17 protein-coding genes and 1 pseudogene are annotated in these 20,346 nt (G+C 60.8%); 10 read left to right on the top strand and 8 right to left on the bottom strand.

The features are described 5' to 3' along the window. The 4 genes from narH to V5B44_RS19420 all read right to left on the bottom strand — a co-directional run bounded on the left by narH (nucleotide 1) and on the right by V5B44_RS19420 (nucleotide 8,413). Nucleotides 1-1,536 carry a nitrate reductase subunit beta gene (narH, locus tag V5B44_RS19435; RefSeq protein WP_332360735.1) on the bottom strand — a complete coding sequence of 512 codons (1,536 nt, stop codon included), beginning with the start codon at nucleotides 1,534-1,536 and terminating at the stop codon, nucleotides 1-3. Beyond that, the gene (locus V5B44_RS19430) at nucleotides 1,533-5,351 is read right to left on the bottom strand and encodes a nitrate reductase subunit alpha (protein WP_332360734.1); all 3,819 of its coding nucleotides are present in this window, start codon (nucleotides 5,349-5,351) and stop codon (nucleotides 1,533-1,535) included. The genes narH and V5B44_RS19430 overlap by 4 nt, the downstream gene beginning before the upstream one ends. A gap of 46 nt (nucleotides 5,352-5,397) precedes the next feature. Then, a complete protein-coding gene (locus V5B44_RS19425) occupies nucleotides 5,398-7,071 on the bottom strand; it encodes an antiporter (RefSeq protein ID WP_332360733.1) in 1,674 nt (557 codons plus the stop codon). 70 nt (nucleotides 7,072-7,141) lie between these two features. Further along, complete coding sequence (locus V5B44_RS19420; RefSeq protein ID WP_332360732.1) at nucleotides 7,142-8,413, bottom strand: MFS transporter; 1,272 nt, start codon at nucleotides 8,411-8,413, stop codon at nucleotides 7,142-7,144. Between the two features lie 352 nt (nucleotides 8,414-8,765). On the opposite strand from V5B44_RS19420, the gene V5B44_RS19415 reads away from it, so the two are divergent. Both V5B44_RS19415 and V5B44_RS19410 read left to right on the top strand, forming a co-directional pair. After that, nucleotides 8,766-10,499, top strand: a complete 1,734-nt coding sequence (locus tag V5B44_RS19415; RefSeq protein ID WP_332360731.1) for a cytochrome D1 domain-containing protein — start codon at nucleotides 8,766-8,768, stop codon at nucleotides 10,497-10,499. 118 nt (nucleotides 10,500-10,617) lie between these two features. Beyond that, nucleotides 10,618-10,923, top strand: a complete 306-nt coding sequence (locus tag V5B44_RS19410) for a c-type cytochrome (protein WP_332359623.1) — start codon at nucleotides 10,618-10,620, stop codon at nucleotides 10,921-10,923. A gap of 62 nt (nucleotides 10,924-10,985) precedes the next feature. Here the strand turns inward: V5B44_RS19410 and V5B44_RS19405 are convergent, their stop codons facing one another. After that, a complete protein-coding gene (locus V5B44_RS19405; protein WP_332360730.1) occupies nucleotides 10,986-11,138 on the bottom strand; it encodes a hypothetical protein in 153 nt (50 codons plus the stop codon). Between the two features lie 31 nt (nucleotides 11,139-11,169). On the opposite strand from V5B44_RS19405, the gene V5B44_RS26790 reads away from it, so the two are divergent. The 4 genes and pseudogenes from V5B44_RS26790 to V5B44_RS19390 form a co-directional block, all read left to right on the top strand. Further along, nucleotides 11,170-11,451 carry a helix-turn-helix domain-containing protein gene (locus V5B44_RS26790; protein ID WP_434735492.1) on the top strand — a complete coding sequence of 94 codons (282 nt, stop codon included), beginning with the start codon at nucleotides 11,170-11,172 and terminating at the stop codon, nucleotides 11,449-11,451. 84 nt (nucleotides 11,452-11,535) lie between these two features. Beyond that, nucleotides 11,536-12,321: a uroporphyrinogen-III C-methyltransferase gene (gene cobA, locus V5B44_RS19400; RefSeq protein WP_332360729.1), complete on the top strand. Its 786-nt coding sequence runs from the start codon at nucleotides 11,536-11,538 to the stop codon at nucleotides 12,319-12,321. Between the two features lie 313 nt (nucleotides 12,322-12,634). After that, nucleotides 12,635-12,904, top strand: coding sequence for a helix-turn-helix domain-containing protein (locus V5B44_RS19395; protein ID WP_332360728.1), 270 nt, complete (start codon nucleotides 12,635-12,637; stop codon nucleotides 12,902-12,904). Between the two features lie 317 nt (nucleotides 12,905-13,221). Then, a pseudogene (locus V5B44_RS19390) lies at nucleotides 13,222-13,467 on the top strand (NYN domain-containing protein); the annotation flags it as partial. A 187-nt stretch (nucleotides 13,468-13,654) separates the two neighbouring features. On the opposite strand, the gene V5B44_RS19385 reads toward V5B44_RS19390, so the two are convergent. Beyond that, nucleotides 13,655-14,836 (bottom strand): transposase, encoded by a 1,182-nt coding sequence (locus tag V5B44_RS19385; protein ID WP_332357344.1) that lies wholly within the window; start codon nucleotides 14,834-14,836, stop codon nucleotides 13,655-13,657. A gap of 38 nt (nucleotides 14,837-14,874) precedes the next feature. Here V5B44_RS19385 and V5B44_RS19380 point away from each other — a divergent pair, with 38 nt between their 5' ends. Then, nucleotides 14,875-15,525, top strand: coding sequence for an NYN domain-containing protein (locus tag V5B44_RS19380; protein WP_332360727.1), 651 nt, complete (start codon nucleotides 14,875-14,877; stop codon nucleotides 15,523-15,525). Nucleotides 15,526-15,627: 102 nt separating this feature from the next. Here the strand turns inward: V5B44_RS19380 and ltrA are convergent, their stop codons facing one another. Both ltrA and V5B44_RS19370 read right to left on the bottom strand, forming a co-directional pair. After that, nucleotides 15,628-17,010 carry a group II intron reverse transcriptase/maturase gene (gene ltrA, locus V5B44_RS19375; RefSeq protein WP_434735486.1) on the bottom strand — a complete coding sequence of 461 codons (1,383 nt, stop codon included), beginning with the start codon at nucleotides 17,008-17,010 and terminating at the stop codon, nucleotides 15,628-15,630. A 1,210-nt stretch (nucleotides 17,011-18,220) separates the two neighbouring features. After that, on the bottom strand, nucleotides 18,221-19,234 hold the full coding sequence (locus V5B44_RS19370) for an IS110 family transposase (protein ID WP_332359200.1): 1,014 nt from the start codon (nucleotides 19,232-19,234) through the stop codon (nucleotides 18,221-18,223). A 259-nt stretch (nucleotides 19,235-19,493) separates the two neighbouring features. Between V5B44_RS19370 and V5B44_RS19365 the strand changes: the two genes are divergently transcribed. From V5B44_RS19365 to V5B44_RS19355, 3 genes are read left to right on the top strand one after another with little or no spacing between them, the layout of a single operon-like run. Next, nucleotides 19,494-19,655 (top strand): DUF4160 domain-containing protein, encoded by a 162-nt coding sequence (locus tag V5B44_RS19365; RefSeq protein ID WP_332360725.1) that lies wholly within the window; start codon nucleotides 19,494-19,496, stop codon nucleotides 19,653-19,655. After that, nucleotides 19,627-19,926: a DUF2442 domain-containing protein gene (locus V5B44_RS19360; RefSeq protein WP_332360724.1), complete on the top strand. Its 300-nt coding sequence runs from the start codon at nucleotides 19,627-19,629 to the stop codon at nucleotides 19,924-19,926. Before V5B44_RS19365 ends, V5B44_RS19360 begins: the two co-directional genes overlap by 29 nt. Nucleotides 19,927-19,955: 29 nt before the next feature. Beyond that, nucleotides 19,956-20,300, top strand: a complete 345-nt coding sequence (locus V5B44_RS19355) for a hypothetical protein (RefSeq protein ID WP_332360723.1) — start codon at nucleotides 19,956-19,958, stop codon at nucleotides 20,298-20,300. The last annotated feature ends 46 nt before the right edge of the window (nucleotides 20,301-20,346 follow it).

Genomic DNA, 20,346 nt, shown 5'->3' with positions numbered 1-20,346 from the left:
TCAAACCTCCGCCTTGATCGGAATGGTGCGCTTCTTCTCGCTACCGAACAGGCTGGTCTCGCTGGTCCCTTCGGAGCAACCGTTGCCGAAGCTGAAGCCGCAGCCGCCACGCACGCTGAAAGCGTTCTCGGCGTATTCGCGGTGCGTGGTGGGAATCACGAAGCGGTCTTCATAGTTGGCGATCGCCATCACGTGGTACATCTCGTCGACCTCGGCCTGGCTGAGGCCCACCTGGGTCAGCACAGCCTGGTTGATGCGGCCGTCGACATGCTTTTCGCGCTGGTAGGCGCGCATGGCCAGCATGCGCTCGAGCGCGCGCTCAACCGGCATGGTGTCACCGGCGGTCAGCAAGTTGGCGAGGTACTGAACGGGGATGCGCAACTGCTTGACGTCCGGGATCTCGCCATTGCTGCCGAGCTGCCCCGCCTGGGCCGCAGCACTGATCGGGGAGAGCGGCGGCACGTACCAGACCATCGGCAGCGTGCGGTACTCCGGGTGCAGCGGCAGCGCCACCTTCCATTGCATCGCCATCCTGTAGACCGGGCTGTTGCGCGCAGCCTCCATCCATTTGTCGGGGATGCCGTCGATGGCCGCCTGCGCGATGACCCTGGGGTCGTGCGGGTCGAGGAAGATGCGCAGCTGCGCCTGGTACAGGTTGCGGTCGTGTTCGGTACTGGCCGCCTCTTCAATGCGGTCGGCGTCGTAAAGCAGCACGCCCAGATAGCGGATGCGACCGACGCAGGTCTCGCTGCACACGGTTGGCTGGCCGGCTTCGATGCGCGGAAAGCAGAAGATGCACTTCTCGGCCTTGCCGCTCTTCCAGTTGTAGTAAATCTTCTTGTACGGGCAGCCGCTGACGCACATCCGCCAGCCGCGGCACTTGTCCTGGTCGATCAGCACGATGCCGTCCTCCTCGCGCTTGTAGATCGACCCCGAGGGGCACGACGCCACGCAGGCCGGGTTCAGGCAGTGCTCGCACAGCCTGGGCAGGTACATCATGAAAGTGTTTTCGAACTGGCCACAGATGTCCTTCTGCGCCTGTGCAAAACCGCCGTCGAAGTTCTTGTCCTTGCTCCGCCCGGAGAACTCGCCGCCGAGAATCTCCTCCCAGTTCGGGCCCCAGACGATCTTGTCCATCTGCTTGCCAGTAATCAGGCTGCGTGGGCGGGCCGTGGGCGCCGCCTTCATCTCGGGCGCCGACTGCAGGTGCCCGTAGTCAAAGGTGAACGGCTCGTAGTAGTCGTCGATCTCCGGCAGGCTAGGGTTGGCGAAGATGCGCATCAGTAGCTTCCACTTGGCACCCTGGCGCGGCTCGATACTGCCGTTTGCCTTGCGTACCCAGCCACCGTTCCACTTGTCCTGGTTCTCCCATTCCTTCGGGTAGCCGATACCGGGCTTGGTCTCGACGTTGTTGAACCAGGCGTACTCGACGCCCGGGCGGCTGGTCCAGACGTTCTTGCAGGTGACCGAACACGTGTGACAACCGATGCACTTGTCCAGGTTCAGGACCATTCCGATTTGAGCACGGATCTTCATGCGACTTCTCCCTGGGCTTGCACTGGGCGGACCAGTTCATCAGCGACCGGTGTGTCGAGCCAGTCGACCTTCTTCATCTTGCGCACGACGACGAACTCGTCACGGTTGGTGCCGATGGTTCCGTAGTAGTTGAAGCCGTAACTGAACTGCGCATAACCACCGATCATGTGCGTCGGCTTGAGCACGATGCGCGTCACCGAGTTGTGGATGCCACCACGCACGCCAGTGATCTCGGCCGCCGGCGTATTGACGATTTTTTCCTGCGCGTGGTACATCATCACCATCCCCGGATTGACGCGCTGACTGACGACCGCCCGCGCTGCGATGGCGCCATTGATGTTGAACAGCTCGATCCAGTCGTTGTCCACGATGCCCACGCTTTTCGCGTCGTCTTCGCTGATCCACACGCAGGGTCCGCCGCGGCTGAGCGTCAGCATCAACAGGTTATCGGTGTAGGTGCTGTGGATGCCCCACTTCTGGTGCGGCGTGATGAAGTTGAGCGCAATTTCCGGGTTGCCATTGGGCCTCATGCCCTGGATTCCGGCAGTGGTCTTCAGGTCTACCGGCGGGCGGTAGCTGGTAAAACCCTCGCCAAAAGCGATCATCCACGGGTGATCCATGTAGAACTGCTGGCGACCGGTCAGCGTACGCCACGGGATCATCTCGTGCACGTTGGTGTAGCCGGCATTGTACGAAACGGTTTCAGACTCGATGCCGCTCCAGGTAGGCGAGCTGATGATCTTGCGCGGCTGCGCCTGGATGTCGCGGAAGCGGATCTTCTCGTCTTCGCGGTGGATCGCGAGGTGCGTGTGATCCAGTCCGGTCTGCCTGCCCAGAGCCTCCCAAGCTTTCACCGCGACATGGCCGTTGGTCTCGGGTGCCAGCATCAGCACCACCTCGGCGGCGTCAATATCGCTCTCGATCTTCGGCATGCCGCAGCTCACGCCTTCGGCGCTCACCAGGCCGCTGAGTTCGCCGAGTTGCCGCACTTCCGTCTGCGTGTTCCAGGCAATGCCCTTGCCGCCATTGCCCACCTTGGCCATCAGCGGGCCGAGCGCTGTGAAGCGCTTGTAGACGTTGGGGTAGTCGCGCTCGACGACCTGCAGATTCGGTGCCGTCTTGCCCGGAATCAGTTCGCAATCGCCGCGCTTCCAGTCCTTGACCGCAAAGGGCTGGGCAAGCTCCGACGGGCTGTCGTGCATCAGGGGCGTCAGTACCAGCTCCTTTTCGACCCCCAGGTGACCGACGCACACTTCGCTGAACTTCCTGGCGAAGCCTTTGTAGATCTCCCAGTCGCTCCTGGCTTGCCAAGCCGGGTCCACCGCGGTGGACAACGGGTGGATGAACGGGTGCATGTCGCTGGTGTTGAGGTCGTTCTTTTCATACCAGGTGGCGGTGGGCAGCACGATGTCGGAATACAGGCAGGTGGTACTCATACGGAAATCGAGCGTCACCAGCAGGTCGAGTTTGCCTTCCGGCGCCTTGTCGTGCCACACCACTTCGCCCGGCTTGGCCACTTCGGCACCGAGATCCTTGCCCTGTACGCCGTTGCTGGTGCCGAGCAGGTGCTTGAGGAAATACTCGTGACCCTTGCCGCTGGAGCCGAGCAGGTTGGATCGCCAGACGAACAGGTTACGTGGCCAGTTGTCCGGGTGATCGGGATCGGTGCAGCTCATTTTCAGCGATCCGTCCTGCAGCGCCTTGACCGCATAGTCCCTGGGGTCCATACCGGCGTTCGCCGCATCGCGCACCACCTGCAGCGGATTGGTCTGCAACTGCGGCGCACTCGGCAACCAGCCCATGCGCTCGGCACGCACGTTGTAGTCGATCATGCTGCCGCCGTACAGCTTCTTGTCGGCAAGTGGCGAGATGACTTCGTCCATGCCCAGCTTCTCGTAGCGCCACTGATCGGTGTGCGCGTAGAAGAAGCTGGTGCTGTTCATCTGACGCGGTGGGCGGATCCAGTCGAGCGCAAAAGCCAGCGCCGTCCAGCCAGTTTGCGGCCGCAGCTTTTCCTGCCCGACGTAATGCGCCCAGCCCCCACCGCTCTTGCCAATGCAGCCGCACAACATCAACATGTTGATGACGCCGCGATAGTTCATGTCGCTGTGATACCAGTGATTCATCGCCGCACCGATGATCACCATCGACCTGCCCTGGGTCTTGTCAGCGTTATCGGCGAACTGGCGCGCGACAGTGATCACCTGATCACGCGGCGTGCCGGTGATCCGCTCCTGCCAGGCCGGGGTATAGGGCGTGTCATCGTTGTAGGTGCTGGCGGCCAGTTCGCCGGCCAAGCCGCGTGCGACGCCGTAGTTCGCTACCTGCAGGTCGAACACGGTGGCGACTAGCGCTTCGACCTGCTCACCTTTCTGACCAAGGGCCATGCGTTGCACCGGCACAGTGCGCACCAGCACGTCGCCGTTCTCACCCTTGAGGACGTTGTTCGGAAAATGTTCACTGGCGATGCCCCCAAAATACGGAAAGCCGACCTTCGCCGTCTCCTTATCCGGGGCGTCACCCTCGAGCAGCGAAAGCTTCAGCTTCACGTCACTCCCCTGTTGCGCCTCCTTGGCCTCGAGGTTCCACTGCCCCTGGTCGGCACGGCCATCGGGACCCCAGCGGAAACCGATGGCGCCGTTCGGCAGCACCACCTGGCCGGCTTCGTCGAAGGCGACCGTCTTCCATTCCGGATTGTTGGCCTGGCCGAACTGGTGGTCGAAATCGGACGCGCGCAGGTAACGATCCGGAACCATGATTTTCTCGCCGCCCGGCAAGACATGTTCCTTCAGCATCACCAGCATCGGCAGGTCGGTGTAGCGGCGCGCGTAATTGTCGAAGTACGCACTGCGTTTCTCGAAATAGAATTCTTTCAGGATCACATGCCCCATCGCCATGGCGACGGCGGCATCGGTGCCCTGCTTCGGGTGCAGCCAGATGTCCGAGAGCTTGGCGACTTCGGAGTAGTCGGGCGTGACTGCCACGGTCTTGGTTCCCTTGTAGCGAACCTCGGTGAAAAAGTGCGCGTCTGGGGTACGGGTCTGTGGCACGTTGGAACCCCAGGCGATGATGAAGCTGGAGTTGTACCAGTCGGCCGACTCGGGTACGTCGGTCTGCTCGCCCCAGACCTGCGGGCTCGAGGGCGGCAAGTCGCAGTACCAGTCGTAGAAGCTCATGCAGACGCCGCCGATCAGGCTCAGATAGCGGCTGCCAGCGGCATAGCTGACCATCGACATGGCCGGAATCGGCGAGAAACCGACCACGCGATCCGGTCCGTAACGCTTGATCGTGTAGACGTTGGCGGCAGCGACGATCTCATTGACCTCGTCCCAACTCGCACGTACAAAGCCGCCAAGCCCGCGCACGCACTGGTACTCACGTCGCTTTGCCTCGGATTCGACGATGGAGGCCCACGCGTCGACCGGGTTCCTGCTCGAACGCGCTTCCCGCCAGCTCTTGAGCAGGCGACCACGGACCATTGGGTACTTCACCCGGTTGGCGCTGTAGAGATACCAGCTGTAGCTCGCACCACGCGCGCAGCCGCGAGGTTCATGATTGGGCATGTCCCAGCGGGTACGCGGGTAGTCGGTCTGCTGGGTTTCCCAGGTGACGATACCGCCCTTGACGTAGATCTTCCACGAACACGACCCCGTGCAATTCACGCCGTGGGTCGAGCGCACGATCTTGTCGTGGGCCCAGCGATTACGGTAGGCGTCCTCCCAGGTACGGTCTTCTCCGGTCGCGACGCCGTGGCCGTCGGAGAAAGTTTCCCGCGGTTGGGAGAAATAGGTCAGTCGATCGAGAAAGTGGCTCATGCGTTTTTCCGATAAGGTTGACGTGGGAACATGAACAAGACAGGGCTCAGGGGTTTTTCACGTAGGCGTTGGCGCGCAGGTAGAACCACCAGTTCAGTACCAGGCACAGGCCATAGAACACCGCAAAGCCATACATCGCCATCTGCGGGGTGCCGGCCTTGATCTGGTTGCCGATCACCACCGGCGCGATGAAGGCGCCGTAGGCGGCGATCGCCGAGGTCCAGCCCAGGACCGGGCCGGCCTGCTGGCGGTCGAAGATCACGCCGATGGTGCGGAAGGTCGAGCCGTTGCCGATGCCGCTGGCGAAAAACAAGACGATGAACAGGCCGAGGAAGGCCGGGAAATACTGCTCTGGCGTAGCCGATCCGTAGGCCTGCATCATCACGTAGCCGACGGCGGCGGACGCGGCCACCATCACCAGGGAGATGACCTGGGTGACGATCGAACCGCCGAGCTTGTCGGAGATCCAGCCACCGATCGGGCGCACCGCCGCGCCGACGAACGGGCCGATCCAAGCGTAGGTGAAGGCCGACGGCGCGTTCGGGTTCTTCAGCGTGTGCTGCAGCACGCCGTTCGCATCAGGCACGTGGCTGATGCCGAAGATCACGGTGATCGACAACGGCAGCGCCATCGAGAAGCCGATGAACGAGCCAAAGGTCACGATGTACAGGGCGGTCATCGACCAGGTGTGCTTGTCCCTGAAGATGAGGAATTGCTTGGCGACGTTCTCCTTCATCGTGCCGAACGCTGCCAATTTCATCACCAGCAGCGCGCTGACGATGTCTAGCGGAATCGCCACCCACATGCTGATGAGGCCCAGCCCGGTGGGCGCTGGCAGGTACAGGTACAGGCCGAAGATGGCCGGGACGAAGGCCAGCGTGTACAAGTAGGTGATCTTGGCGAACGCGACGATCGGGTTGCCGGTATCCGGAGAGACCGTCTTCAGGTTATGCATCCCGAACCAGCACAGGATGGACAGGGGTACCAGCGACAGCACCCAGGCGAAGCCGGCGTTCTGGATCCAGGTCGGCGTGCCGGCTGGGATCTTGCCGAGGATCCAGCCGCTGTCCTTCAACAACGTCATCGACTCACCGCCGAAGCTGCCGAACAGCCCGACGGTCATCACCAGTGGGATGACGACCTGCATCGTCGTCACGCCGAAGTTGCCGATGCCGGCATTCAGGCCGAGCGCGGTGCCCTGCAGCCGCTTCGGGAAGAAGGTGCTGATGTTGGACATCGAACTGGCGAAGTTGCCTCCGCCGACGCCCGACCACAGCGCCATCAGCTGGAACACCCACAGCGGCCAGTCCTTGTGCTGCAGCGCAATACCGGTGCCGATGGCGGGCGCAAGCAGCATCGCGGTGGTCAGGAAGATGGTGTTGCGTCCGCCTGCGAGCCGAATGAGGAACGAGGCCGGGATCCGCATCGTCGCGCCGGAGATGCCGGCGATCGCGGTCAGCGTGAACAGTTCGGCCTGGGTGAACGGGAAACCCAGGTTGAGCATCTGCACGGTGATGATGCCCCACATGCCCCAGACAGCGAAGCCGCACAGCAGCGCGGGCACCGAGATCCACAGGTTGCGGTAGGCGATTCGCTTGCCCTGCGATTCCCAGAAGACGGGATCCTCAACGTCCCACTTCGCGACATCGGCAGACCCGTAGACGACCGCTGTTTCTGTACCCGTTGGCTTCTGATCATTCACCTGGATTCCAATCTTCATTTTTCTGGCGCTCACCGGAGCCCGAACCGCGCTTCCGAAAGGGAGTGGCCATGAGGCTCTGCTGCAGGTTTCAGTTGAAAGGCACCGGCGTGGCCGCCTGGTGCTTGCTGGCGTGCTGCGCGCTCATTGGCCGAACTTCCGCGAAGTACATCCACATCAGGGAGACCCAGACAATGCCGAACATCAGCATGAATGCCGATGAGCGCAGACCGGTCAGGTCAACCAGCGCACCGAACAGGATCGGCAGGACGAAGCCACCCATGCCGCCCGCGAGGCCGACGATGCCGGACACGACGCCGATGTTGTGCGGGTAGTCGTCCGAGATGTACTTGAACACCGACGCCTTGCCGATCGCGAAGGAGATGCCCATGGTGAACATGATGATGGTGAACGCCGTCGCGTTGAGCCCGACATGGAAGGTCTTCGGCCCCGATATCGTGTGGATCGTGAACTCGGTCTGCGGGTAAGACAGGAAGAAGAGGCAGACCAACCCGACCCAGAGCACCCACCAGGTGACCGAATGCGCACCATACTTGTCGGAAAACCAGCCGCCGATGGCTCGGAGCAAGCCACCAGGGATGCTGAAAGCGGCGGCGAGCAGCGCTGCCAACTGGATATCGAAACCGTACTCGGTGATGTAGTACTTGGTCATCCACAACGACAGTCCCACATAGCCGCCAAAGACGATCGAGTAATACTGGCTGTATCGCCAGACGGCCGGATCTTTCAGCGCCATCAGCTGTTCTTTGACCGTCACGTGCGAAGCCCCAGCGCTATGTTCCTCATCGGTGTAGGTGAACAACCAGAAGATCCCCGCCATGACCAGCATCAGCACGGCATAGACCTGCGGCACCATGGTCCAGCCGTAGGCGACGACGATCGTCGGCGCAACGAGCTTGGTGACCGCAGCCCCGGTATTACCGACGCCGAAGATGCCCATCGCCAGCCCCTGGCGGCTCCTCGGGAACCAGCGCGCGCAATAGGCGATACCGACGGTGAACGAACCGCCGGCGACGCCAACGAACAGGCCGGTCACCAGGAAATGCCAGAATTCGGTGGCTTGGGAAATCAGCCAGATCGGAAACACGGTGGACAGCATCAGGATGAAGAACACGATGCGCCCCCCAAAGCGGTCGGTCCACATGCCGAGTGGCAGACGGATCAGTGAGCCGGTGAGCACCGGCATCGCCACGAGAATGCCGAACTGCGTTTCGTTGAGGCCGAGGGACTGTTTGATCGGGATGCCGATGACGGCGAACATCATCCACACCATGAAGCACACCGTGAACGCGGTCGTACTCGCCGCGACGACCGACCACTGCTTGAACTTTTCCGATGCCACTGCGCGCCCCTCGCGATTGACGGTCTCGACACCGATCTGTCGCGTCGAGATTCCGAAACCCAGTCTAGGCCGGCGAAACAGCCTAAACTTTGATGTGAATCAAGAAAAAACCGGAGACTGCCGGCGCCGCTCCGCCGGGCCGGTCGGCCAGCGGTGCGAACGTGGACCGTGCTGATGTTCGCCCACTAATTTGACGTGGATCAACGACCGATTGCTTTGCTCGGTGATCCAATATCGGCGTTATTGCTGGCGCCACGTACCGGGACCGCCCTGTGGGCCAATGATATTCATGCCTGCAGGCTGCGTGGGCTTTCGGGTCGAGAAGTTCGCCAAATCAACGGAGGGAGGAAAAATGAAGCAAATGCGTGTAAAGAAATGGTCCGTGGCCTTGTCTGTGATTGCCCTGGCAATAACGAACCTCAATGCGCAGGAAACAAAACCCGAAAAGGTCAAGGCAGTGGAAGAAGGGCGTATGCAGGTCGGCGGTCCGTCGCCGGTCGGCCAGGCCGAAATGATGCAGGCCCTTAACCCCAAGTCGCCACCCATGAGCAAGGCGGAGTTCGATGTCGGCAAAAAGATTTACTTCGAGCGCTGCGCCGGATGTCACGGCGTACTGCGCAAGGGCGCGACCGGCAAACCACTGACCACCGACATCACCCTCGAGCGAGGTTCCGAATACCTGCGCACCTTCATCCACTACGGATCACCACTGGGTATGCCGAACTGGGGCACCTCCAACGCGCTGACCGAGCAGGAGGTGGACGTCATGACGCGCTACATCCAGCATGAGCCGCCGACGCCTCCCGAATTCGGTATGAAGGAAATGAACGCGACCTGGAAAGTGATCGTCCCGCCAGCACAGCGCCCGACAAAGAAAATGAACAACCTCGACCTGGCCAACCTCTTCTCGGTCACGCTGCGCGATGCCGGAAAAGTTGCCCTGATCGACGGTGCCAGCAAGAAGATCGTCGAGGTGATCGACACCGGCTACGCGGTGCACATCTCGCGCCTGTCGAAGTCCGGCCGCTACCTCTATGTGATTGGCCGGGATGCCAAGATCGTCCTGATTGACCTGTGGATGGAAAGGCCGGCACCGGTGGCCGAAATCCGGGTCGGTCTCGAAGCGCGCTCGATCGAAACCTCCAAGTACAAGGGCTACGAGGACAAGTACGCGATCGCCGGCAGCTACTGGCCGCCCCAGTACACGCTGATGGATGGCGACACGCTCAAGCCGTTGAAGATTGTCAGCACGCGGGGCATGACCTCGGATGACAACGAGTATCACCCCGAGCCGCGCGTTGCCGCCATCGTTGCGTCGCATTACCACCCCGAGTTCCTGGTCAACGCCAAGGAAACCGGCGTCGTGCATCTGGTTGACTACAGCGATCTGAACAATCTCAAGGTAAGAATGATCAAGACGCCGCGCTTCCTGCACGACGGTGGCTTTGAGTCGACCGGCCGCTACTTCATGGATGCGGCGAATGCGTCGGACAAGATTGCGGTGATCGATACCAAGGAAGGCAAGCTGGCAGCATCCATTTCAGTCGGCAAGACGCCCCACCCTGGTCGTGGCGCAAACTTCATTCATCCGAAGTTCGGCCCGGTCTGGGCGACGAGCCATCTGGGCGACGAAACCATATCGCTGATTGGCACGGACCCGGTGAAGCACGGCAACAATGCCTGGAAGGTGGTGCAAACGCTCAAGGGCGCAGGCGGCGGTTCGCTGTTCCTGAAGACGCATCCGAAGTCCAGGAACCTGTGGGTCGACGCACCGCTGAATCCTGATCCGGCGATTTCGCAATCGGTTGCCGTATTCGACATCAACCAACTCGACAAAGGCTTCGAACTCCTGCCCATCGCCGAGTGGGCCGGCGTCAAACCAGGTGCCAAGCGGGTGGTTCAGCCAGAGTACAACCGCGCTGGCGACGAGGTCTGGTTCTCGGTCTGGAGCAGCGGCAGCGAGGAGTCGGCGATCGTCGTCGTGGACGACAAGACGCGCAAGCTCAAGGCCGTCATCAAGGATCCGCGCGTGGTCACGCCGACCGGCAAGTTCAACGTCTACAACACACAGAACGACGTCTATTGAGCAGTGGCAGCGGCCGACCGGGCAGCGCGCCCGGTCGGCCGCTGCCCGATCTTCCCACCGCTGCCCCTCGGGCGTAACCCGAGGGTCTCAACCCCACCATTTCAACGGAGCAAGAACCATGCAAGCGATCCCTCTCCTCCTGCTGGCCACCGCCAGCCTCCTGTCGGCTGGCGCTGCCCAGGCGGATGAAGCCCTGGCGAAATCCAAGAACTGCCTGTCGTGTCACGCAATGGACAAGAAGGTCGTCGGTCCCTCATACAAGGACGTCGCCAAGAAATACACCGCCAACGACGAAGCGATGCTGGCCGAAAAGGTCATCAAAGGCGGCAAGGGCGTCTGGGGCCCGGTACCGATGCCGCCGAACCCGTCGGTCAAGCCCGAGGAGGCGACCAAACTGGTCAAGTGGATCCTCAGCCAGAAGTGACCCAGGGGACGACAGGGAAGGTCCCCGACCGCTCCTGACGCATCAGATGGCGAGAAAAGCGCCTACAAGGGGTGCTTTGGCGCCGAGCGGATGGTGCGACTGGTTGAAATATCGACCAGCGGCAACTCGGTCGGCTGGCCCACCGGCTCCCTGGCCTGATACATCGCTCGAAGACCGCCATCATCCACGAACTCGACACCGACCCCCAAGCTCATCAGCAAGATGCTCGCGGTCCTGTCGATGTGACTGCATCACTCTATTGACGGCATAGCGGCTTATTCACTGCGTCACGGCTGTCAGCGCGTCATCCGTTGTCGGCTGCGCCACCAACCGGTCGAACATGAAAAGGCAATCACCGTAACGCTCCCCACCAATAAAGGAATCATCGCCTCACATCTCAACCTGACGCAAGCGACTTTCTCCCGCATCCTGCAGAAGCTTGCCAGACAGGGACTGATCTCGGTTGAATGCCGAAGGATCAATATCCCGGACGTTGACCGGCTGCAAACGGCGATCGCCGTCGTTTGATTTCGACAGCGGTCGTCATTCGAGTTGAAAAGTTGCTGGCGGGGCCCTTATCCTTGCAGCTCAGCCAACGATCGGGAAGAAGTAATGAGTCAGAAGACGTCGTCACCAGCAGTCGGGACCGTATACATCGTCGGTAGCGGACCGGGCGACCTCGACCTGCTGACGCTGCGCGCCGCCCGCCTGATCGGCGAAGCAGATGCCATCGTCTACGATCATCTGATCGCCGATGGTGTGCTGGAGCTGGCCCGGCCTGAAGCCGAGAAAATCTACGCCGGCAAGGAGAGTTCGAATCACAGCGTGCCACAGGGTGAACTCAATCGGCTGCTGGTCCGCCTGGCGCGCACCGGCAAGAACGTCGTCCGCCTCAAGGGTGGCGACCCCTTCGTTTTCGGGCGCGGTGGCGAGGAGATCGAGACCCTGGTCGACTCGGGAATTCCCTTCGAGGTGGTTCCCGGAGTGACCGCAGCCGCCGGCTGTGCGGCCTACGCCGGCATCCCGCTGACCCATCGCGAGCACGCCCAGGCCGTCGCCTTCGCCACCGGCCACCTCAAGGACGGCACGATCAATCTCGACTGGCCCTCGCTGGCACGTCCGCGGCTGACCGTCGTCTTCTACATGGGTGTCGGCGGCCTCGCCGAAATCTGCCGCCAGCTGATCGCGCACGGCCTGCCACCGGACCACCCGGCCGCCGTCGTGCAGAACGGCACCACCCGCCGTCAACGTGTCCTGACAGCCGACCTGGCGACCTTGCCGGCGAAGGTTGCAGCCGCCGGCATCAAATCGCCCGCCCTGATCATCGTCGGCACGGTCGTCCGCCTGCAGCAGAAACTCGCCTGGTTTCACCCGCAAGCGACCGCCACGCAGGGCTGAGCGCTGCTCGGGCCGGGAGTCTACTCGGCTACTTTGCAGGCTCTTTGCACGGTTCCGCAGCTGTGGTGGATGGTGCGAGGGGGGACCGCCACAAGCCCCTGCGAGCCATGCCGCTGCGGCCCAAGTGCCTTTGGCATTTTTGAGTCAGCGCGGGAATTACCCCGGATATGTCTACGCGGGTCTTCGTTCCGACGCAGACAACGGGTGGGTCGATAAGACGTGATTGCACGGCCATAGTCATCCACTTGAGATTTTGCATCCCCTGGGCTACATTTATAGTCATTTAAGTCAAAATTGATTCCCGGGGGCTACATTGACAACGCTTTCTGATGTTGCCGAGATGCTCAAGAACGCTCGCCGCGAAGTGCGGTTGAGCCAGGATCAACTTGCCAAGCGGGCGGGTGTTTCGCGCACGACCGTGGCGCGCATGGAAAACCTGGCCAAGGGCGACATGAGCGTGTCCGCGCTGGTGCGCTTGCTCGAAGCCGCTGGCTACGACTTGAAGCTAGTGAAGCCTGGTCACACGCGCACGGTCGAGGACATCCTCGCCGAGCAGCGCCGAGGTGATTCCGCATCTATGTGAGGATCGATATGTCTACGCGGGTCTTCGTTCTGACGCAGACAACGGGTGGGTCAATAGGCTCCGCGGGGGTCGACCGTGGTCGCAAGTTGCCAGACTACCGCACCGGCGTCGGGGGCCTGTTCAGAACCACGCCACGGGACTTCTCCCTTGGCCGCTTTGCCAGTGACGCAGTTGACGGGATTTTAGTGAACATGGCCATGGAACAACCTATTGTTTTGGCTAAATATTTGTCAGCTTTTGTGCATTCATACAGCATCCTGACGCAAAGCTTTGCGTCAAGTAGGATTGCTACTTCACGTTAGAAAACAGGAGTCATCTTGGTATCCCCACGCCTAGTCGCAAAAATTGAGTCTGAAGAACCAACTCTTCGTTTGGCGGTCCTCATTGACGCTGACAACGCACAGGCTGCCGTCATCGAGGGGCTTCTTGCAGAAATTGCACGATTCGGTGAGGCAACCGTAAAGCGCATATACGGCGACTTCACAGCCCAAACTAGTTCCTCCTGGAAAAAAGTACTGCAACGGTACGCAATTAAACCCGTTCAGCAATTTGCATATACGACTGAGCCTCTTGCAAAACTCACCCGGACAAATTGCTGCGCCGCACCATTCGCTCTCGGGGAGCGATTTTTTTCGCGAGGGAGGTCTCCTTGGCTGAGCGGCTAACCGTATGGCATGGTTTGCCTCATGCGGGGCGAGCGCCCTCCTGCATTCCGCGAATGCACAGCGGCCGGAGAGGGAACGCTGGCGGTCATCGTCGTAATCGCATCAACTGGTCAGCGGACAGCGCCAGGATGCCGAACATCAGGTGAGCCATCACTTTGGTGTCGCCTTTGACCCGGATGGTCTGACCGCCGAATTCATCCTTCAGCCGGGCGTTGCTCCGCTCGGCGGCGGTCCGTTCGTTGTAGCGGATCGCTTCAGCCGGGGAGAATTCGATCTTCTCTCCGCGGCGCGGATTGTGATCGATCAGGGGGACGTGGCCCAGGCTCTGGCTGTGCTCGCGCAAGTCGGCGCTGCAATAGGCCGCATCCATGAGGTCGTAAAGGTTGGTGACGCGATCGGCGCTGATCAGCGACAGCGGAATGGCGGCCAAGCTGTCGTGCATCGAGGCGCTGGAGAGCAGCGCCGCAATGGGGACGCCGCAGTCGGCGGTGTCGAGATGCAGCTTGTAGCCGCGCCAACTGTTCTTGTAGCCTTGGGCATTGCACTTCGTGCCGCGATCACACGCGGTGGGAATCTCTTCGAGCATTTGAGCCAACGTTTGCTCGCGCTGGCGCTTGATCGGGGCGGCCTTCGCAGCCGGACGTGCTTCGCCGCGCCGCGGGCGGCCTCTCTTGCGTGCCGGTGCGGGCGTTTCAGGCACGCTCGTCTCGGCAGGGCGCTCTTCCTTCGGCAACAGGGCGGCCTGTGCCGTGGCGGCCGCTTCCGATGCGGGCGTTTCCTTCCGGGACGGACGTTCGCGGGCTTCGATGGCCGTGCCGTCACGATTGAGATGCCCGATCAGCTGATCTCCCAGATGTTCCTTGATCAGGGCTTCATGCACGCGCTGGCTCAGGCCCCCTTCGGCAAACTCGTCGAAGGCGCGCGAGAAGGTCGCCTCGGAAGGCAGCGTCTTGTGTAGCGGGAAACCACAGATGCGGCGCAGCGCACGGTCGATCATCAGGCGTTCAATCAGCCCCACGGTCGTCGTCAGGCCCAACACGGCCTTGGCCACAAAGGCGTTCGCCAGCCACGCCCGTTCAAACGGCGGACGCCCTACGCCACACCACGAAACCGCCGTGAATTCCTCGATACGTACCCATTCCAGCGTGTGGATGACCTTCTCCAGCTTCGGCGTCAGCGGACCCACTTGCGCCTTCAACTCGGGCAGTAACTCGTGCTGAACCACGTGCCACCGTTGCATGATCAGCTGGGGTTGGGTAGTATTCATTTGGCGGGCGTTATGATATTGGTCTCGATAACCATATCATGCCAGAAGTGGCCGCCCGCGTCCTCCGCTTTCGCCTCCAGCCGCGAAAAAATCAGCCCTGCAGGGTGAGTTTTGCAAGAGGCTCGACTGGAAAAAACGCTACAGACAGCACACTCATCATCGATGCGATGGACTTGCTCTACACACGCAAATTCGATGGCTTCTGTCTGATTACAAGCGATAGCGATTTCACTGGTCTTGCAATGCGGCTCCGCGAAGAGGGACTCACTGTCCTGGGCTTTGGCGAAAATAAGACGCCAGAGGCGTTTCGCAATGCTTGTCACAAGTTTGTATTTACTGAAGTCCTGCGCCCAAGCACCGCAGCCGAGCCGAACGTATCGACCCAGAAAGCCAATACTGAACTTAAGGTTGCACCAGCTCAGCCCGTTGTTGATGCAACTGAAGAAAAGCTGGAATTCCCAAAACAGTTCGTCCTAACCGCCCTTGAGCAGTCAATCGACGACGCTGGGTGGGCACATTTGGGCACCTTTGGGAGCTACCTCACCAAGCTGCAACCCGACTTTGACTCCAGGCTTTACGGTTACAAGAAGCTCTCTGATCTCGTCAAAGCAAAGACCGAACTATTCGTGACAGCGGAACGACAACCGCCGGGGTCAACCCAGAAGGTTTTATACCTTCGTGCGAAATAGTTTTCTAATCGGGTAAGGGCCGGCGTCCAACCGGCCCTCCCCACACCACCCGGCATGCGGGTCCGCACCGGGCGGTTCATGAACAGGGCGCACACGACGTTCTTAAGCGTAACCGTGAGCCTTCATCCAAAGATCCCGGATACTCACCAGACCTTGTGCCCTCAACCAATCGTTCGTCATCCCGACTTGCGTGGCCTTTGACCGAGACAAATGCCAGTAGCTCTTGCCGCTGACTCCCGTCAAGATCGCCGTCCGCCGGTCGACCCCCAGCGCCAGAAGGTGGCTGATCTTCGTGCGACACAAACGCCACTGTTTCCAGTAGCACATGCGCACACGTCGGCGTAGCCATTCATCCAGTTCGGGAATCGGTCGGTAATACTCCGAGATGCCAAAGTAGCCCATCCAGCCGCGCAGGTACTGCCCGAGTTTCTCGAACCGATGTGGCATCGAGACTCCCCAGCTTCGCCCCGTCAGTTCCCGGAGGCGGTGCTTGAAGTCGGCGAAGGCAGCATCCGACCAGCGCAGTTTCTTCTTCCTGAAGGTGAATCCCAGAAAGACGCACTGCTCGATCTTTGCCACCTGGCTCTTCTTCTCGTTGACCGGCAGTTTGAGTTGCCGGCCGAGGTAGGCGGTGAGACTGGCCTTGACGCGCTGGCCGGCCCGTTCGCTCTTGACCAGAACCATGAGGTCGTCGGCGTACCGCGCAAAGCGGTGGCCTCGCCCTTCCAGCGTCCGATCCAGATCGTCAAGCAGGATGTTGGCCAGCAGCGGCGAGAGGGGTCCGCCTTGCGGCGTTCCCAACTCGCTGGGTTGAAGCGTGGAACCCATCATGACACCCGCCCGCAGGTAGCGGCCGATGAGGGCCAGCAACCGCTTGTCGCTTACCTTTCTGGCCACTCGGGCCATCAGGATGTCGTGATCGACGTTGTCGAAAAATTTCGCCAAGTCAAGGTCAACGGCGATGCGATAACCGGCCTTGAGGTCGGCTCTGACCTGCTTGAGTGCGCCGTGGGCGGAGCGTCCGGGCCGAAACCCATAGCTCGATTCGGAGAATTCCGGATCGAAGATCGGTGTCATGATTTGAGCGATGGCTTGCTGGACGACCCTGTCAACAACGGTCGGGATGCCCAGCGCGCGTTCGCCACCACTGGGCTTCGGGATAGTCACCCGTCGCACCGCTTGTGGCTGATAGCGACCCTCGCTCAGGGTCTGGCGGATGGCCGGCCAGTGCTCACAGGCATACGCCGGGAAGTCCTCAATGCGCAGTCCGTCGATTCCCGGTGCGCCGCGGTTGGATTTCACTCGACGCCACGCCTGTTTCAGGTTGGCCGGTGAGAGTACGGCTTCCATCAAGTCCTTCCCCATACAAACTTCCTTCGGGGCGTCGTGCAAGGCTGGCTGGGCAAGATCACGCCGATCCCCGGCTCCCCCGGTCGGGTTCGTTGTCGGGTTCGAGTAACTCACGGCTCCTCCTTTGCTGTTCATGTTCGGCCCTTCGCGTGACCTTTCGGTGCAGCTACTATGGCCTCTGCTGACTCCTGATCAGTCACGCCGGCGATTGCTCGCCGTCGCGCTATGGCCTTCGCTTCGCTCACTGCCTGTTCGCTCGTCTGCGGCCGGCAGCCTGCCGCAACGCCCGGATCATTCTGTTGAGCAGCGATCCCCACTGCTTTTGCGAAACGTCGGCAATCGCTTGCCGATCAGGTCTCCCCAGGTAAGAACGCGATGTTTCCGTGCACAAGCGCTGCATTTACCTTGTCCGCCGTATCCGATGGGCTTCGTCATGGGGTGCCAACTCGCCCGCAGACCAGGCCTTCTATGCAGTTTCTGTCCGTCGCCTCGCACTTTTGCGCTCCGGCTGGCAGCCGCTCACAGCGCTCGCGTCGTTCAAGCGGGCAGGCGCGTGCGCCTGCAAACCCCGCTTTCACCCTCCAGACAAGTCCTCACGACCTTGCCCTTGCCTTCGGCTAGTGGTTATCATGGCTTCATCATGAAGTCACGTCGGTACTCCCACAGGGGACTTCCACCCCATCACATCGCGCCCATGCTGGGCGCACACCCAAAATTCAACCCGGACTCCGCAAAAGCGCGGAGCCGGTTAGGGATCAAAGGGGCCACCCATTAGCCGGCCCGTGTCAAGTGTGCAAACAAAACTCTCGCGCCAATAGCGCGATTGGTATTGGAATGTCCGTCGCACGGTCGGCAGCCGATTGTCTCGGAGCGGGGTCAAGGGCGGGCTGCGTTTTTGCAGCCCGGCGAAGCGCACCCTTGACGCCGCGTAGAGACCGTACGCTGGATCATGGCTGCGGGCGAAGCAGTTCCGCCCGCAGCCATGATGACCCATGCGATGGTCGATTATCCCAATGTCTCAAGCTCTCCCATTGCAGCATCTGAACCGCGCCCGTTTCTTCAGATAATGGCTGCGACGAATCGCGCCAGTCACCCATCAGGATCAAGCGATCAGCGGTGCTCTGCCTTCGCCCTGGCGGCCACGCCGCCCCAGAAGAACCTTGGTGCCGTTTCGTGTCCACTGGATTGCACAGACTCGTGGCTGCCGGTTTCCCGGCGCCAACCCCTTGCTGGCTCACGTTACGGGCGATCCGCGTTGCTGCCCGGGTGACGGACAGCGGCATCCCATTCAGGCTCATGGCTCGTCGTCCAGGCCCCTTACCGGGCTTGCCGCCGCCGTCGTGACTCATGCGAAGCAGCGCCTCGTGTCGAAGGGTGCGCGCTCCTTCAGGATGTGGAAGCAGGCCCGTGCCAATTTGTGCGCCAGCGCCTTGGTCGCCACCACGTTATTGGTTCTGGCCTTCTTTCGTTCGTAGAAGCGTTTGGCTTCGGCATTGAAGCGCAAGGCGAAGTTGGCGGCTTCGACAAAAGCCCAGACCAGGTACTTGTTGCCATTCTTGGCGTTGCCCTCGCCTTTCTTCTTGCCGTTGGACAGGCGCTGACTATCGACACAGCGCGCGTAGGACGCGTAATTGCCCACCGCATCGAAGCGTTCGATCGGTCCGGTCTCCAGCAGGATGATCGCGGCCAGAATGCGGCCGATGCCGGGAACGCTGGTCAGCAAGGCGTATTCGGGTCGTTCCCCGAGCTTCTCTTGCAGACGCTTTTCCAGCAGTTCGATTTGCGCACCGAGCGTGGTCACCACCGCGAGATTGCTTTGAACGGCCAGTGCGACATCCGCCGACAGTCCCATCTGATCCACGTCGACCGCCGTCAGGCGCTTGATCTGGTTGCTGGTGATCTTGACCGCCCGTTCGCGCGCCAAGATGTTCTCGATGGCCAGGATGTGACTGGTGCGGCTGCGTACGAGTTGCATGCGCTTTCTGGCCAGATCACGTGTCGCTCTGTGTTCCGGCGGCAGAATCGTACCCGTGGGCAGGATCCCCAAGCGCAGCAGGTGCGCCAATTGTCGGGCGTCCGCCTCGTCGCCACTGTGTTTGAGACCGTCGTATTTCTTGATCGCGCCAGTGTTGGCCAGTTTCACCTCGAACCCCGCTTCCTGCAAACCATCGACCAGCCAGTACCAGTTGTAGGTGGATTCAACGACCACGCCCGCCAGTTCATCGCGCCAGGGCAGCAAGAATGCGACAATCTTCGATAGGTCATTCGGCAGCCGCTTCTCCGCCACCACCCGATCTCTTTCGTCCGTCACCGTCACCACGCTGTTGTTTGAATGCAGGTCAATTCCGCTATATTTCATGTCCGGCCTCCTGTGGTTAATGCAAGTTCGCAAACTCACTTTAACCCCACCGTCTCACCTGGTGGGAGGCCGGCTAGATGATTTTCAGGGTCAATTAAAGGCCCAAGTTTTCATTCAACTTTGGCTGGCGCGATAAAACCGCGCCAGCCGGTTAATTCAGGCGTTAGCCGCGGGGAGACACCATGGCCCCTACAGTTGTCCGCGACGGTTCGTATAGGCTCTTCTTCTTTTCGCGCGAAGAGCAGGAATCCACATCCATGTGGCCCACCCACATGGGGAGGCCAAGTTCTGGTTGCAACCGAGTCTGACGCTGGCCAACCACACCGGCCTGTCCAAGCACGAACCGGCCGACGCTGAGCGCGTCGTCGCTCGCCACCTTCAGGAGATCATCGATGCCTGGCACGAACATTTCGGCGGCTGAAGTCACCCACGTCTCAATACACGGTTTCTGGCTGCTTCTTGGCGATGAAGAGCTTCTCTTGCCGTTCTCTGAATTTCCTTGGTTCCGGCAGGCCACCATCGAGCAACTGACCACCATCGAATGGCCAAGCCCGGATCATCTGTATTGGCCGTTGCTGGATGTGGACTTGTCCGTTGCATCCGTCCGACGGCCGGAAGATTTCTCGCTCGTCTCGGCAGTATCGGCTAACCCTGCGCTCCAACCGGCCGCGCCGCAAGCGGCGCGCTGCTGAGCTTCGACGTTAGGCGGCTGAACACACTCATGAACTACCTCCTTCGAACCCCCAAGTTTCCCGTGATCGTGGATACAGGAGACCAGCTGATCGCGGCAAGGACCAAGGCTCAGTTTGAGAAGCGGATCAGGAAAATTTCCTTCAATGGGAAGGACACGGTACCGATCATTGATCGCACGGCCGAAGCCTTTGCTCTGTACCCAGAGAAGGAGTTCGTCGCACCCCAGGTGGCAATCCGTCGATGGACGAAGGCAAGCATCATAGACCTGTACAACGAACGCAGGCCAGCCAACGTTCCTGAGATGGAGAAGCGCTCCCTTGGAAATCGGAGCCTTGAACAGATTGTCAGTGAAACGGTAGACCTGCTCGCTTGATTTGAGACAATCGGATTGTTCCTCCCGATCACATGTACTCCCGAGG

It is taken from the genome of Candidatus Accumulibacter necessarius (genome assembly GCF_036625085.1).
This window is presented reverse-complemented; position numbering and strand designations above follow the sequence as displayed.